General features: G+C 61.9%; 13 protein-coding genes. 12 read left to right on the top strand and 1 reads right to left on the bottom strand.

Annotated elements, in window-relative coordinates:
• Positions 1 to 36 precede the first annotated feature (36 nt).
• Entirely contained in the window at positions 37 to 1,371 is a 1,335-nt protein-coding gene (gene tcuC, locus NCR40_RS08085) for a tricarballylate/proton symporter TcuC (RefSeq protein ID WP_250509171.1), read from the top strand.
• 31 nt (positions 1,372 to 1,402) lie between these two features.
• Positions 1,403 to 2,554 (top strand): epoxide hydrolase family protein, encoded by a 1,152-nt coding sequence (locus NCR40_RS08080; protein WP_250509170.1) that lies wholly within the window; start codon positions 1,403 to 1,405, stop codon positions 2,552 to 2,554.
• 269 nt (positions 2,555 to 2,823) lie between these two features.
• On the opposite strand, the gene NCR40_RS08075 is transcribed toward NCR40_RS08080, so the two are convergent.
• Positions 2,824 to 3,933, bottom strand: a complete 1,110-nt coding sequence (locus tag NCR40_RS08075) for an alkene reductase (RefSeq protein ID WP_250509169.1) — start codon at positions 3,931 to 3,933, stop codon at positions 2,824 to 2,826.
• 179 nt (positions 3,934 to 4,112) lie between these two features.
• Between NCR40_RS08075 and NCR40_RS08070 the strand changes: the two genes are divergently transcribed.
• The 10 genes from NCR40_RS08070 (at position 4,113) to NCR40_RS08025 (ending at position 13,746) form a co-directional block, all read left to right on the top strand.
• Entirely contained in the window at positions 4,113 to 5,000 is an 888-nt protein-coding gene (locus NCR40_RS08070; RefSeq protein WP_244831743.1) for a LysR family transcriptional regulator, read from the top strand.
• A 116-nt stretch (positions 5,001 to 5,116) separates the two neighbouring features.
• Positions 5,117 to 6,007 carry an alpha/beta fold hydrolase gene (locus NCR40_RS08065; RefSeq protein ID WP_250509168.1) on the top strand — a complete coding sequence of 297 codons (891 nt, stop codon included), beginning with the start codon at positions 5,117 to 5,119 and terminating at the stop codon, positions 6,005 to 6,007.
• Between the two features lie 231 nt (positions 6,008 to 6,238).
• A complete protein-coding gene (locus NCR40_RS08060) occupies positions 6,239 to 7,120 on the top strand; it encodes a polysaccharide deacetylase family protein (protein WP_244831741.1) in 882 nt (293 codons plus the stop codon).
• 23 nt (positions 7,121 to 7,143) lie between these two features.
• Positions 7,144 to 8,514: an MFS transporter gene (locus tag NCR40_RS08055; protein WP_250509167.1), complete on the top strand. Its 1,371-nt coding sequence runs from the start codon at positions 7,144 to 7,146 to the stop codon at positions 8,512 to 8,514.
• A gap of 18 nt (positions 8,515 to 8,532) precedes the next feature.
• The gene (locus NCR40_RS08050; RefSeq protein WP_244831739.1) at positions 8,533 to 9,288 is read left to right on the top strand and encodes an SDR family NAD(P)-dependent oxidoreductase; all 756 of its coding nucleotides are present in this window, start codon (positions 8,533 to 8,535) and stop codon (positions 9,286 to 9,288) included.
• A 25-nt stretch (positions 9,289 to 9,313) separates the two neighbouring features.
• On the top strand, positions 9,314 to 10,069 hold the full coding sequence (locus tag NCR40_RS08045) for an SDR family NAD(P)-dependent oxidoreductase (protein ID WP_250509166.1): 756 nt from the start codon (positions 9,314 to 9,316) through the stop codon (positions 10,067 to 10,069).
• Positions 10,070 to 10,081: 12 nt separating this feature from the next.
• Positions 10,082 to 10,381: a hypothetical protein gene (locus NCR40_RS08040; RefSeq protein WP_244831737.1), complete on the top strand. Its 300-nt coding sequence runs from the start codon at positions 10,082 to 10,084 to the stop codon at positions 10,379 to 10,381.
• Positions 10,378 to 11,427 carry a CobW family GTP-binding protein gene (locus NCR40_RS08035; RefSeq protein ID WP_250509165.1) on the top strand — a complete coding sequence of 350 codons (1,050 nt, stop codon included), beginning with the start codon at positions 10,378 to 10,380 and terminating at the stop codon, positions 11,425 to 11,427. The genes NCR40_RS08040 and NCR40_RS08035 overlap by 4 nt, the downstream gene beginning before the upstream one ends.
• Positions 11,428 to 11,468: 41 nt before the next feature.
• The gene (locus NCR40_RS08030) at positions 11,469 to 12,647 is read left to right on the top strand and encodes an ABC transporter substrate-binding protein (protein ID WP_459905921.1); all 1,179 of its coding nucleotides are present in this window, start codon (positions 11,469 to 11,471) and stop codon (positions 12,645 to 12,647) included.
• A gap of 91 nt (positions 12,648 to 12,738) precedes the next feature.
• Positions 12,739 to 13,746 (top strand): GntR family transcriptional regulator, encoded by a 1,008-nt coding sequence (locus NCR40_RS08025; RefSeq protein ID WP_250469667.1) that lies wholly within the window; start codon positions 12,739 to 12,741, stop codon positions 13,744 to 13,746.
• Positions 13,747 to 13,857: the final 111 nt, after the last annotated feature.

The raw sequence follows: 13,857 nt of genomic DNA, 5'->3' as shown, positions 1-13,857 counted from the left end.
ATCGGCCAGAAAGAACGCTTTTCGACAGGAGTAGCGATGAAGGATTCCGCGGTTGCAAGCCCAGGCCTCGCGTCAGCGAGTGCGCCGGAGGTCGACAGATCGAGAGTCGCGATCAAGCCGATCATTCAGGTCGTCGCCGGCAATGCGCTGGAAATCTACGACTTCATGATTTACGGCTATTACGCGAGATACATCGCGCAGACGTACTTTCCGAGCGACAACGAATACATCTCGCTGATGATGTCGCTCATGACCTTCGCGTTCGGCTTTCTCGCGCGGCCCGTGGGCGCTATCGTGCTCGGCGCGTATACGGACCGTCATGGGCGCCGCAAGGGTCTCATTCTCGCGTTGTCGTTGATGTCGCTCGGCATCATTTCCGTGGCATGCACGCCTTCCTACGCGAGTATCGGTATCGCGGCGCCGATCATCGTCTTGCTTGGACGGCTAATGCAAGGGTTCTCCGCAGGCGCCGAACTCGGCGGCGTAGTGGTCTATCTCGCGGAGATCGCGCCGGCCAGACGCCGCGCGTTTTATACGTGCTGGCAAGCCGGCAGCCAGCAAATCTCCGTGATGGTGGCGTCGCTCGTCGGACTCGTTCTGCTTTACTGGCTGACGCAAGACGAACTGCACGCATGGGGATGGCGCGTGCCGCTTCTGCTCGGCTGCATGGTCATTCCCGTCATGTTCTGGCTGCGGTCGAGTCTTCAGGAAACGTCGGTGTTCGCGGCCAGAAAGCGCGCGCCGAAGATGTCCGAGATCTGCACGAGCCTGGTCTCGGACTGGCGCACCATCGTGCTGTGCATGGGCATGGTGTCGATGGCGACTGTGACTTCGCAGACCATCACCACTTACGCGCCGACCTTCATCAAGAGCCTGAATCTGGGCGCATCCGCGGGCTTCATCATTCTCTTCTTCGGCGGTTTGTCGGTGCTCGTCTGGCTGCCGATCATGGCGCTCGTGGCCGATCGCTTCAACCGTCGCACGGTGCTGATCGTCGTCACGTTGCTGGCCGCCGTCACCGCGTATCCGCTGATGTCATGGCTCGCCACGCATGCAACCGTGCTGAGGTTCGCGGTGGTCGAACTGTGGTTCTCGTTCATCTATGCAGCCTACAGCGCCGTTCAGGTCGCGGCCATGGTCGAACTCGTGCCGCCCAATGCGCGCACATCCGGCTATGCGTTCGCGCAGGCTATCGCAGCGGCCGTGCTGGGCGGCTTCACGCCCGCCATCCTCACATGGCTCACGCACACGTTTCATAGCAGCGCGATGGTCGGCGTGTGGCTCGCGATCAACGCGGCGATCAGCCTCGCGGCGGCGCTTTGCCTGAATCACGAGAAGACGGGAGCGCGGCAAAAGGTCGAGTTACACTGAACCTCCGACCTTGCTGGAGTAGCGACCCGCCATGCACATCGAGCCATTCAAGATTGCCGTTCCCGACGAAGCGATCGACGACCTGCGCCGCCGGCTACGCGATACCCGCTGGGCACCCATGACGCCATCCGAGTCTTGGAAACAAGGTATCGATATCGCGTGGCTGCGCGAACTCGTGCAGTACTGGACCGATACGTTCGACTGGCGCGCTGCCGAACGCGAGCTCAACCGGCAACCGCAATTCATCGCGGATGTGAACGGCCAGCGCGTGCACTTCGTGCATCGGCGGGGCGTAGGTCCAAAGCCGTATCCGGTCATCATCACGCACGGTTGGCCGGGATCGTTCTTCGAGTTTCATGCGCTGACGGAGATGCTGTGCGATCCCGCATCGTTCGGAGCGGACCCGGCCGATTCCTTCGATGTCATCGTGCCGTCGCTGCCGGGCTTCGCGTTTTCCGCCGCGCCCGCGCAGCCCGGCACGTCCGCGTTTCAAGTCGCCGATATCTGGGCCGCGCTGATGCAAGGTCTAGGCTACGAGCGCTTCGGTGCGCAAGGCGGCGACCTGGGTTCGGCGGTATCGGTTGCGCTGGCGTTGCGGCATCGACGGCATGTCGATGGTATTCATCTCAACTTTCTGCCGGGCTCTTACGAACCATCCGTGGATCCGGCAAACGCGCCGATGAATGCTGCCGAACAAGACTTCGTGCGCGCGCGAAGCGAGTGGGTCGCACTAGAAGGCGCCTACGCGCACATGCACAGCACGAAGCCGCAGACGCTTGCTGCATCGCTCAACGATTCCCCCGTGGGACTCGCCGCGTGGATCTGCGAGAAATTCCGCGCATGGAGCGATTGCGACGGCGATGTGGAGCGCAGTTTCTCGAAGGACGAGTTGCTGACGAATCTCTCGCTCTACTGGCACACGCAGAGCATTGGCACGGCGGTGCAGATGTACTACGAAAACCGCCTGCAACCCATGCGTTTCGCTGCGGGTCAGCGCGTGTTGCCGCCAGTGGGTTACGCGCGCTTTCCCAAAGAATTGAGCCGGCCGCCGCGCGAATGGCTCGAACGTGTCTTCAATGTCGCGCAATGGACCGAGATGCCGCGCGGCGGCCACTTCGCCGCGATGGAAGAGCCCGAACTTCTTGCGGTCGAAATGCGCACGTTCTTCAGGCGCTTTCGTTAGTCATGCCGCGGCGGGCGCCGCTTCGTACAAGGTCAGCGTGAACGCCGCGATCTTGCATACCGACGCGGTCAAGCCAAGATCGGTCACGACGCAACATTCAGCGTGATCGACCCGAGCGCGGCGCCGAGTGAGAAGCCGAGACACATGAACCATGCATTGAGCGATAACGCGACAGGCGTACCGCGCAACCCCGCAACATGCCGAGCGCGAGCCAGCAGAGTGGCGTCAGAGACACCGGCGGGGAAGTAGCGTTCATGGCGGCGTCCGGCTTACGCGGCCCGTGCTTCGGCGCGATGGAACGGATAGTCGGTATAGCCAGCTTCGGTTCCGCCAAAGAACGTGGGACGGTCATACGCATTGAGCGGCCACCGATTACGAAGGCGTTCGGGCAAATCCGGATTGGCGACGAAGTCGCGTCCGAACGCCACTAGATCGGCATCGCCTGCTTGCAGGATGGCTTCGGCCGTCGGCCCCTTGAAGCCGCCCGCCGCGATGATGACGCCCTCGTAATGCTTGCGGATCAGTTGCGCGGCCACGGGTGCGGGGTCTTTGCTGTCGTCATCGACATTGCCGAGCACGCGCGGTTCGATCAAGTGCAGATACGCCAGATCGAGCTTCGACAATTCACGCGCCACGTAGGAGAAGAGCGCTTCGGGATTGCTGTCCGACATATCGCCCCACGTGCCGCTCGGCCCGAGGCGCACCGCGACGCGCTGGCTGCCCCACACGGAGATGACGGCGCGCGTGACCTCCAGCAGAAAGCGCGCGCGGTTTTCGAACGAGCCGCCGTAGATGTCGGTGCGCATGTTGCTGCCGTCTTGAAGGAACTGATCGAAGAGATAGCCGTTCGCGGCGTGCAGTTCGACACCATCGAAACCGGCTTTCTTGCCACGCTCCGCTGCCGTGCGGAAGCGCTCGACGAGTTGCGCGATTTCCGGACTGGTGAGCGCGCGGGCCGGGGTGTTGGGAATCCAGCCAGCTTCCGTATAAGCGACGCCGCCATGCAATACCGCCGACGGTGCCACCGGCGCGCCGCCATCCGGCTGCAACTGGCTATTGGACTGGCGGCCCGCGTGATAAAGCTGAAGGAAGATGCGGCCGCCTCTTTCATGCACGGCTTCCGTGACTTGCTTCCAGCCTTCGATCTGGCTGTCGTCGTAAAGGCCGGGCGCGCCGAGGTAGCCGTTGCCGTTCGGCGCGGCAATGGTCGCTTCGCTGATCAGAAAGCCGCCTTTCGACGTGCGTTGCGCATAGTACTCAGCCATCAACGGGCCGGGGATGGCGCCCGCCTCGGCACGCATGCGCGTGAGCGGCGCCAGCACGACGCGATGCGAAAACTCGTAGGGACCGACTCTGACGGCTGAATGAAGTTTGGACATGTTCTCTCTCCGGAATGCGGATGACCGGCGAATTCTTCGACGGCAGGTGTTAAAGCTTAAAGAGAGTGTATGAACCGGACGACAGAAGAAAAATGGGCTAAGGTTCCGAATATATCGGACAAGAACTTCCTTAATCGGCGGATCGCGTCGCGCGAGTCGGCCAGTTCTTCGGGATACTCATGGACAGCCTAGGCGGCATTTCGATGTTCGTGCAAGTCGCTGAAACGCGCAGCTTCACGGAGACGGGACGGCAATTGGGCGTGTCGTCGTCGGCGGTGGGCAAGGGCATTGCACGCATGGAAGAGCGTCTCGGTGTGCGGCTTTTTCATCGCAGCACGCGCAGCATTACGCTGACCGCCGAGGGCGCGCTCTTTCTCGAACGTTGCAGGCGCATCCTCGGCGAAGTCGAAGCCGCCGAAGCCGAACTGTCCAATGCAGCGGGCAGCCCGCGCGGGCGTTTGCGAATCAGCACGCCGCAGTTGTCCGCGCTCATCATGCCCGCGCTGGACGGGTTCATGGCGAAGTATCCGGATATCGAAATCGATGTCGATTTGTCAGACCGTATGGTCGATATCATTGAGGAAGGCTTCGACACCGTGATCCGCACGGGCGCGCAGCACGATTCGCGGCTCGTTTCGCGGCGTCTTGGTTCATGCGGGCAAGTGGTCGTCGCGTCACCTGGATATCTGAAGCAGCATGGCGTGCCGCGTCATCCGGCGGAACTCGTGAATCACGCGTGCCTGCTGCATAAGTTTCCCGCCACCGGCAAGCTCGAACGCTGGCCGTTTCAGCTCGGCACGGCGGAAGCGGAGCCCGAGTTGCCGCAGACGTTCGTGAGCAACACTATCGAAGTGCTGGCGTTCCTGGCGCTGCAAGATAAAGGACTTATCTTCGTGCCAACCTTTCTCGTGCGCGATGCGCTTGCGAGCGGCGCGCTGCAAATCGTGCTGGACGATTACATCGATCAGACGGTGACATTCTGGATTCTCTGGCCGGCGACGCGTTATGCATCGCCGAAGCTGCGCGTGTTCATCGACTACATCAGCGAGCATTTGCGGATTGCTTAGTCTCTATCGCGAATGACATCCGCTTTCGAGCGTGTTCGATATCTCGTAAGCGCCACGTGAATCATGCGGATCGTATACGCTAGCTGTCATCGAACGTCTACGTCGAGGATAAGCGCATGATCAACCGCATCGAGACCGACTTGCTTGATATCGCTTATGAAGAGTCCGGGCCGACAGACGGCTGGCCCGTTGTGTTGCTGCATGGCTTTCCCTACGACATTCATTCATTCGATGAAGTCGCGCCGCTCCTCGTGGCACAAGGCGCGCGCGTCATCGTTCCTTATCTGCGTGGTTACGGTCCAACGCGCTTCCTTTCCGCCGATACCCCGCGTTCCGGTCAGCAAGCGGCGTTGGGCGCTGACCTGCTCGCATTGCTCGATGCGCTCGACATCGGGCGCGCAATGCTCGGCGGCTACGACTGGGGCGGACGCGCCGCGTGCATCGTCGCGGCGCTGCATCCCGAACGCGTCAGGGCGCTCGTCACGCTCAACGGCTACAACATTCAGGACATCGCGGCATCGGGCAAGCCGTCGTCGCCGGAAAACGAGCTTCGCTACTGGTATCAGTATTACTTTCATGGCGAGCGCGGCCGTGCCGGCCTGACCGCGAACCGCCGAGAACTCTGCCGCTTGCTGTGGACGCTATGGTCACCGAGCTGGCGCTTCGAAGACGACACTTACGCCGCGACGGCCGCATCGTTCGACAACGAAGACTTCATCGATGTCGTGATCCATTCGTATCGGCATCGCTATGGGCTCGTGAATGGCGATCCGCGTTACGACGCGCTCGAACAGCAACTCGCGAAGGCGCCGCCCATCTCCGTTCCCACGATCTCGTTCGACGGCGCGGACGACGGTGTCATGTCCACCGGCGGCACCGCGCATCACTCCGTGCATTTCAGCGGACCTTTTGAATATCGCGTCGTCGAAGGCGCGGGACACAACCTGCCGCAAGAAAAACCCAAGGCATTCGCCGATGCCTTACTAACGCTGCACGCGCAAACCTAACCCCTCGCCGTCGCCTCCGTTCAATCCGGTCCGCGCTCAATACACGGACCGCGCCTCCGCACGCCCGTCCCCTTTATCTCCGAGATCGTTACTAAGGGTAATCCCTCATTTGCCGATTATTTTTGAACCCGGCATCGTAAACGTATGTTGTCAACGATGTACATTTAAGTGCCCGGTGAAAGCGAAGCAACGCTTCGAACCGAAAACGCAGCGCTCAAAGGAGAAAAGCAGATGGCCAAGGAAATACTCGTAGCATTCGGCATCGACGTCGATGCGGTCGCCGGATGGCTCGGCTCATACGGCGGCGAAGACTCGCCCGACGACATCTCGCGCGGCCTCTTTGCGGGCGAAGTGGGCTCCATGCGCCTTCTCAAGCTCTTCGAGCGCGAGAAGATCAAGACCACATGGTTCATTCCCGGCCATTCGATCGAGACTTTTCCCACGCAGATGCAGGCGGTTGCGGACGCGGGCCACGAGATCGGCATCCACGGCTATAGCCACGAAAACCCAATCGCGATGACGCCGGAGCAGGAAGAAGCCGTGCTTGATCGCAGCATCGACCTGGTGACGAAACTCGCGGGCAAGCGGCCGACGGGCTACGTCGCGCCGTGGTGGGAGTTCAGTAACGTGACGAACGAGTTACTGGTGAAGAAGGGCATCAAGTACGACCACAGCCTGATGCACAACGACTACCACCCGTACTACGTGCGCGTCGGCGACAGCTGGACGAAGATCGACTACAGCAAGCATCCGGATACGTGGATGAAGCCGCTTTCGCGCGGACAGGAAACGGATCTCGTGGAGATTCCCGCGAACTGGTATCTCGACGATCTCCCGCCGATGATGTTCATCAAGAAGGCGCCCAACAGTCACGGCTTCGTCAATCCGCGCGATATCGAGGAGATGTGGCGCGATCAGTTCGACTGGGTGTACCGCGAGCACGACTATGCGGTGTTTCCCATCACCATCCATCCCGATGTATCCGGCCGCGCGCAAGTGCTGCTCATGCTCGAACGTCTGATCGCGCATTTCCGCAAGCACGAAGGCGTGCGCTTTTGCACCTGCGATGAAATCGCCGACGACTTCCTGCGCCGCCAGCCACGCAAGTCCTGACCCTACCGATACGAGCCCATCCCATGACTCCTTCCGAGCTCAGCAAGAGCGCGCCGGCGAAAGCGAACCCGCTGTCGGCATCAAGCTTCAAACTCGAACAGATAACGCCCGGCGACGTAAAACGCGCAACCGTGGTCGCTTTTTTCGCGTGGGTCTTTGCCGTGTACGACTTCATCCTGTTCGGCACGCTCTTGCCCGAGATCGGCAAGCACTACAACTGGGACGCCGCCTCGCAAGCCGAAATCGCCACGCTGGTGGCAATCGGCACGGCGGTGATCGCCTTCGCCATCGGGCCATTACTGGATCGTCTCGGCCGCAAGGCAGGGCTCTTGTGGACGGTGGCTGGCGCGGCGTTGTGCTCGGGACTGACGGTCGTGGGCGGCGCAATGGGTCAGTGGCCGCTCGTGTTCATCCGCGCACTCTCGGGTCTCGGTTATGCCGAGGAAACCGTCAACGCGACTTACCTCAACGAACTGTATTCGGCCGCCAACGATCCGAAGCTCAATCGCAACAAGGGCTTCATTTATAGCCTCGTGCAAGGCGGCTGGCCTATTGGCGCGCTGATCGCGTCTGGTCTCACGGCGCTCTTGTTGCCGCGAATCGGTTGGCAAGGCTGCTTCATCTTCGCGACGTTCCCGGCCATCGTCATCTTCTTCATGACGCGGCGTCTGAAGGAAAGCCCGCAATTCCTGCTGCACAAGCGCATCAAACAGTTGCGCGAAGCCGGTCACGACGGCGAAGCGCGCAGTCTCGCGGGCACGCATTCGGTGGACTACGAGGAGCACAGCCGCGCAGGTCTTTCCGAAGCGTTTCGCGGCAGCGCATTGCGTGCGACGCTCGTGCTCGGCGGCGGCATTTTGCTGAACTGGTCCGCGATTCAGGTGTTCAGCGTGCTCGGCACGACGGTGCTCACTCGCGTGCATAACGTGTCGTTCGAAAGCTCGCTGCTGATTCTCGTGTTGTCGAACGTGATCGGCTATTGCGGTTATCTGAGTCACGGATGGATCGGCGACAAGATCGGCCGGCGCAACACGCTCGCCATCGGCTGGATGCTCGGCGGTCTGTCGTTCGCGGGCATGCTTTATGGTCCGAGCAGCCAGGGCGTGGTCGTCGCGCTCTATAGCCTCGGTCTCTTCTTCCTGATCGGACCGTACTCGGCGGCGCTGTTCTTCATCGGCGAAAGTTATCCGACGGCCATTCGCGGCACGGGCAGCTCGATCGTCCATGCAATGGGTCCCATCGGCGCGATCCTCGCGGGCGTCGGCGTCACCTCGATGCTCAATCACGGTAGCGACTGGCTGCACGCGGCGCTCTGGTTCGGCGCATTGCCGTGTTTCCTTTCCGGCGTGCTAATTATGTTCGCGCGTCATGTCGATCCCACCGAAATCAAGTAACTCCACTGGAGGTCTTTCGTGAAAGCAGCATTGGTAACGGGCGCGGCGAGCGGCATTGGGCAAGCGCTGGCCGTGGCATACGCGCAGATCGGCGTGGCCGTGGTCGGCGGATACTTTCCTGGCGATCCGCATGACCCGCAAGTCACGGCAGCCGAAGTCGAGAAGGCGGGCGGTCAGTGCGTGATGCACGCGGTGGACGTGACTTCCGCCGAGGAAGTCGAAGCCTTCGCGAACGAAGCGATCACGCGCTTCGGACGCATCGACTATGCGGTGGCGAATGCGGGCTTGCTGCGCGCATCGCCGCTCACGGAGATGAGCGACGAACAATGGCATCAGATGCTCGATGTCGATCTGTCCGGTGTCATGCGCACCTTCCGTGCGGCAGCGCGGCATATGACCGATGGCGGCGCGATGGTCGCGATATCGTCCATAGCGGGTGGCGTCTATGGATGGGAGAACCACACGCATTATTCCGCCGCGAAGTCGGGCGTGCCGGGACTGTGCCGCGCAGTGGCGATGGAACTCGCGCCGCGCAACATCCGTTGCAACGCGGTCATTCCGGGCCTGATCGAAACGCCGCAATCGCTCGATGCCGTCAATTCGCTCGGCCCCGATGGCTTGCGCGAAGCCGCGAAGGGCATTCCGCTCGGACGCGTCGGCAGGCCGCAAGAAATCGCCGCGCTGATTCGCTATCTGACGAGCGACGACGCCTCCTACATCACCGGCCAGTCAATCATCGCGGATGGCGGACTCACCGTGCGCTGGCCCGGCTGATTCTCACGCACAGGAACAACAGCACATGGCATCCTTTTCACTCGAAGGCCGTCGCGCGGTCGTGACCGGTGCGGCAAGCGGTATCGGCGCGGCAATTGCGCTCGCTTATGCGGAAGCGGGCGCGCGTCTCGTGCTCGCGGATCTCAACGAAACGCGTCTGGCCACACAAGCGGACGCATGCCGCGCGCTCGGCGTCACAGTGCAAACCGTGATCGCCGATGTCGGCGAAGAGGCGGGCGCGCACGGTATCGTGGATCGTTGTATCGAGGCTTATGGCGGCATCGACATTCTCGTGAACAATGCGGGCATGCTCACGCAGGCACGCTGCACGGACCTCACCACGTCGATGTGGGACGACATGATGCGCGTGGACTTACGCAGCGTGTTTCTCTGCTCGCGTCGCGCATTGCCTTCGATGACCGCGCAGCGCTGGGGACGCATCATCAACGTGGCGTCGCAGCTCGGCATCAAGGGCGGCGCGGAACTCACACATTACGCGGCGGCCAAGGCTGGCGTGATCGGCTTCACCAAATCGCTCGCGCTGGAAGCCGCGCCCGACAACGTGCTCGTCAACGCCATTGCGCCGGGGCCGATAGAGACACCGCTCGTCGATGGAATCAGCGCATCATGGAAGGAGATGAAGGCGAAAGAACTGCCGCTGCGCCGCTTCGGCCGCGCGGAAGAAGTTGCGCCCACGGCGGTCTTGCTCGCCTCCGATCCGGGCGGCAACCTGTTCGTCGGGCAGACGCTCGGACCGAATTCCGGCGACGTCATGCCTTAAGAGGGAGGTTTCATGTGCGGCATGTGCGGATTACTGGGCGGCGGACGGCACTGGTCGAACACGGTTTCGGCGGGCGCGGGCGTGAATGCGCGCGCGCAGCGCTATGCGCAGGTCGCGCATGCGAACCGCGTGCTCGAAACGTTTCGTCTGCGTCTTGCCGACTTTCACGGCCAATCGTTCGTACTCTCTTCGCCGACCGGCGCGCAATTGATGATCGAAGACTTCATGCAGATATGGAAGGCCGCGGAAAGCATGCTCGGGCGTCCGCTCGATCCGCTGACACTTTTCGCCGATGACGAGACCGCGCCATGAGCCTTGCCTACGATGTGATTCCGGTGATCGTCGTGACGGGCTTTCTCGGCAGCGGTAAATCGACCTTGCTTGCAGATGTCCTCAAGGGCGATGCCGCGCGCGATACGGCCGTGCTCGTCAACGAATTCGGCGAAGTCGGGCTGGACCATTTGTTGATCGGCAAGGTGGAAACTCAGACCGTGCTGCTCGACAACGGTTGCGTCTGCTGCGCCATTCGCGGCGAGTTGAAGGACGCGCTTGCGCACCTGTTCTCACGACGCGCACGCGGTGAAGTGCCGCCGTTCTCGCGTGTGGTGCTGGAAACGACGGGGCTTGCCACACCCGCGCCGATCATGGCGACCTTGCTCGGCGATCGCGTGGTATCGAGTCATTATTCGATCGCGTCGGTCGTCACCGTGGTCGATGCCGTCAACGCGCGTCAGCAACGCGAGCGGCATTCCGAATGGCTCGCGCAAGTGGCGGCTGCGGACCGTCTACTCATCAGCAAGACGGACCTCGTGGATGAAGCTCACGTCGCGGCACTCGAAGCCGAACTCGAACGCGTGAATCCGGCCGCGAGCATGGCGCGCCGTACCGTTCACGACGATGCATCCGCGGTGCTCGGCCTTGCAGCGCATGTGCCGGATTTCGCGGACTTCGTGCGTCGCACGGGCATGACATCGAACGCACGACGTGACGATGGCGAGCGTCCATTGGCGCGTCTTTCGCAACACCGGGAGAACCTCTCGACGCTGACTTCCTTCTCTATCGATTTCGACGAGGCACCCGACTGGCCCGTGTTCACGTTATGGTTCACCATGCTGCTCAACCGTCACGGTGATAACATCCTGCGCGTCAAGGGACTGCTCGCCATTCGCGGCGAGTCCCAACCGGTCGTGCTGCATGCCGTGCATCATCTCGTGCATCCCGTATTGCATCTCGACGCTTGGCCCGGCGGCGCGCCGCTTTCGCGACTCGTATTCATTGCGGAAGGACTGGATCGCGACGCAGTGGCTGCTTCCTACCGGCGCTTTTGCCGGCACCTCGAGACAGAAGCCATAGATTGAATCCCGTCCGCTCGAATCTCTCCGGTCCACAAGCGCCCGCCGTGCATCCGTCGAAGGTCGAGCTGCGCGTGCTCGGCACATCCGTCACGCTACAGGAACATCTGCGCAAGCGCGCGGAGCAGGACCTTGGTATCAAACTGCGCTTCATCGTCGATGACGGTTCGAGTGTGCAGCGCGAAGGCGTGATGCACCCGGACCGCTACGAACTCTACGATCAATGGTTTCATAGCATCGAATGCCTGTGGCCCGCGCATGCGTTGCAGCCTATCGATGTCGCGCGCATTCGTCGTTGGGACGAGGTCAACACACTTGCGCGCACCGGACATACCGGACGCAATTTGAGCAATGGCGTGGGCTGCGTGCCCGCCGACCGCCTCTTCGTGCAGACGGACGGATCGCTTGCGCGCAAGCCGAGCAAACGCATCAGCATGCTGCCGCTCACGCACAATGCAGACAGCTTCGTCTACCTCGAAGATGCCATGCCGCCTTCGCTTCTTGCAGGCGAGGAAAGCTGGGCATGGCTGCTTGCGCCCGAACTTGCGGGACGCGTGGCGCTGCAGGCGGATGCGGCCATCGGCGCGATCGATGCTGCGCTGGCGGTGCAAGCCTGCGGGCTGATGCGCTTCGAGGATATCGGCAACCTGAGTATCGAAGAGATCGATGCGTTGATCGCCGCGCTCATCGACTTCAAACGGCGCGGTCATTTCGCGGGCTTCTGGTCGAGCTTCGCCGAAGCCGCGCAATTGATGATCGCGGGCAAGGTGGTGATTCAAAGCATCTGGTCGCCGGCGACGGTCGAACTCGAACGCGCCGGTTTGCGCTTCCGGCTCGCGCGGCCGCGTGAGGGGTATCGTGCTTGGTTCGGCGGTATCGGTATATCGCGGCTCGCGCATGGACGCATGCTCGATGCCTCCTACGAATATCTCAACTGGTGGCTCGAAGGATGGGCAGGCGCGACCATGGCGCGTCAGGGCTTTTATATCTCGAACCCGGAGCGTTCGCGCGAGCACATGAGCGACGCGGAATGGGCGTACTGGTACGATGGCAGGGAAGCGCCCAAGGACCTTCCCGGCCCGACGCGCAAGCATCTCGTGCCTGCCGGACAGATGCGCGACGGCGGCAATTACGTCTCGCGCATGAGCCGGGTCGCCGTGTGGGACTCGGTGATGGACGAGCATAACTATCTCGTACGCCGCTGGACCGAATTCATGCGGTCCTGACAGCGAAGTTCGTTCAACGATGACAAGACGCGCAAGCGCTTCCCGAACCACCGCTCCTCTCGCAGACGCAGAGGACACGGCAGACGCATCGATGGCATCGGTCGACTCTATCGAACCGGACAGCCGTCTGCGCTACCGGTTGATTCACGATCATCTCAAGACCGCGATTGCACTCGGCAATATCGCGCCGGGTCTCGTGCTGCTCGAAGGTCCCGTCGCGCGTATCTTCGGCACGAGCCGCGTGCCGGTGAGAAAGGCCTTTGAGATGCTACATGCGGGCGGCCTATTGCATACCTTCGACGGACGCGGTTATCTCGTGGCGCATCCCGACGGCGGCGTGCCGGAGCCGCTACGTGCGCCGCTTTCCGAAGATGCGCTCGGCTTCGACCGCCCGCCCGAGCCGCTCGACATTCCCTCGAATAGCGAGCGCATTTACGACGCGCTCGAAGGCGTGATTTCGCTTGGCATCGTGTTCGGACATTTTCGGATCGACGAAAGCGACGCGGCCGAAGCGTTCGGCGTGAGTCGCGGCACGGTGCGTGAGGCGCTCAACCGTTTGCGCGATCGCGGGTTGGTGGAGAAGTCGGCGTATTCGCATTGGCTATGTGGGCCGCTTACCGCGCGTGCCGTGGCGGAAGACTACGAGTTGCGCGTGTTGCTCGAACCTGCTGCGCTGCTGGCAAGCGCGCCTTCGTTGTCCCGCGCGCAACTGGAAGCGGCGCTGGTTGAGATCGAGCGTGCGATTGCACTGCCCGATTCCGTCGATGCCGCAGCGCTCTATCGCATCGAAACCACGCTGCACGACAGCTTGCTGAGTTTTTCGCGCAACCGCAAATTACGCGCGGCCATCGGTCATGCGCACATGCCGCTCATCGTGAATCATGCCTTTTACGATGCCTTCAATCTGCATCCGGAAGCGGGTATGTTGAGCGAACATCGCGAGGTCGTTCGTCTTCTTCTGAAGGGCAATGCGCAGGCTGCCGCCGATGCGCTCACGCAACATCTTCGCGCCGGACAGAAGCGCACGCTGCAGCGCTTGAAAGTGCTGGCGGTCTTGCCCGATCCCGACTTGCCGGCGTATATGCAACGCATCGCCTGATAGTCACGTGACAAGCGCGCCGCTGTGCGATGATGCGACGTATAGCCCGAAGGAGCCCGAGCGTGCGTCGAATGCCTCTTGGCGGTTGCATCGTTGCTGGCGTTCTTGCGA

It is taken from the genome of Caballeronia sp. GACF4 (assembly GCF_023631025.1).
Classification (GTDB): Bacteria; Pseudomonadota; Gammaproteobacteria; order Burkholderiales; family Burkholderiaceae; genus Caballeronia.
This window is presented reverse-complemented; position numbering and strand designations above follow the sequence as displayed.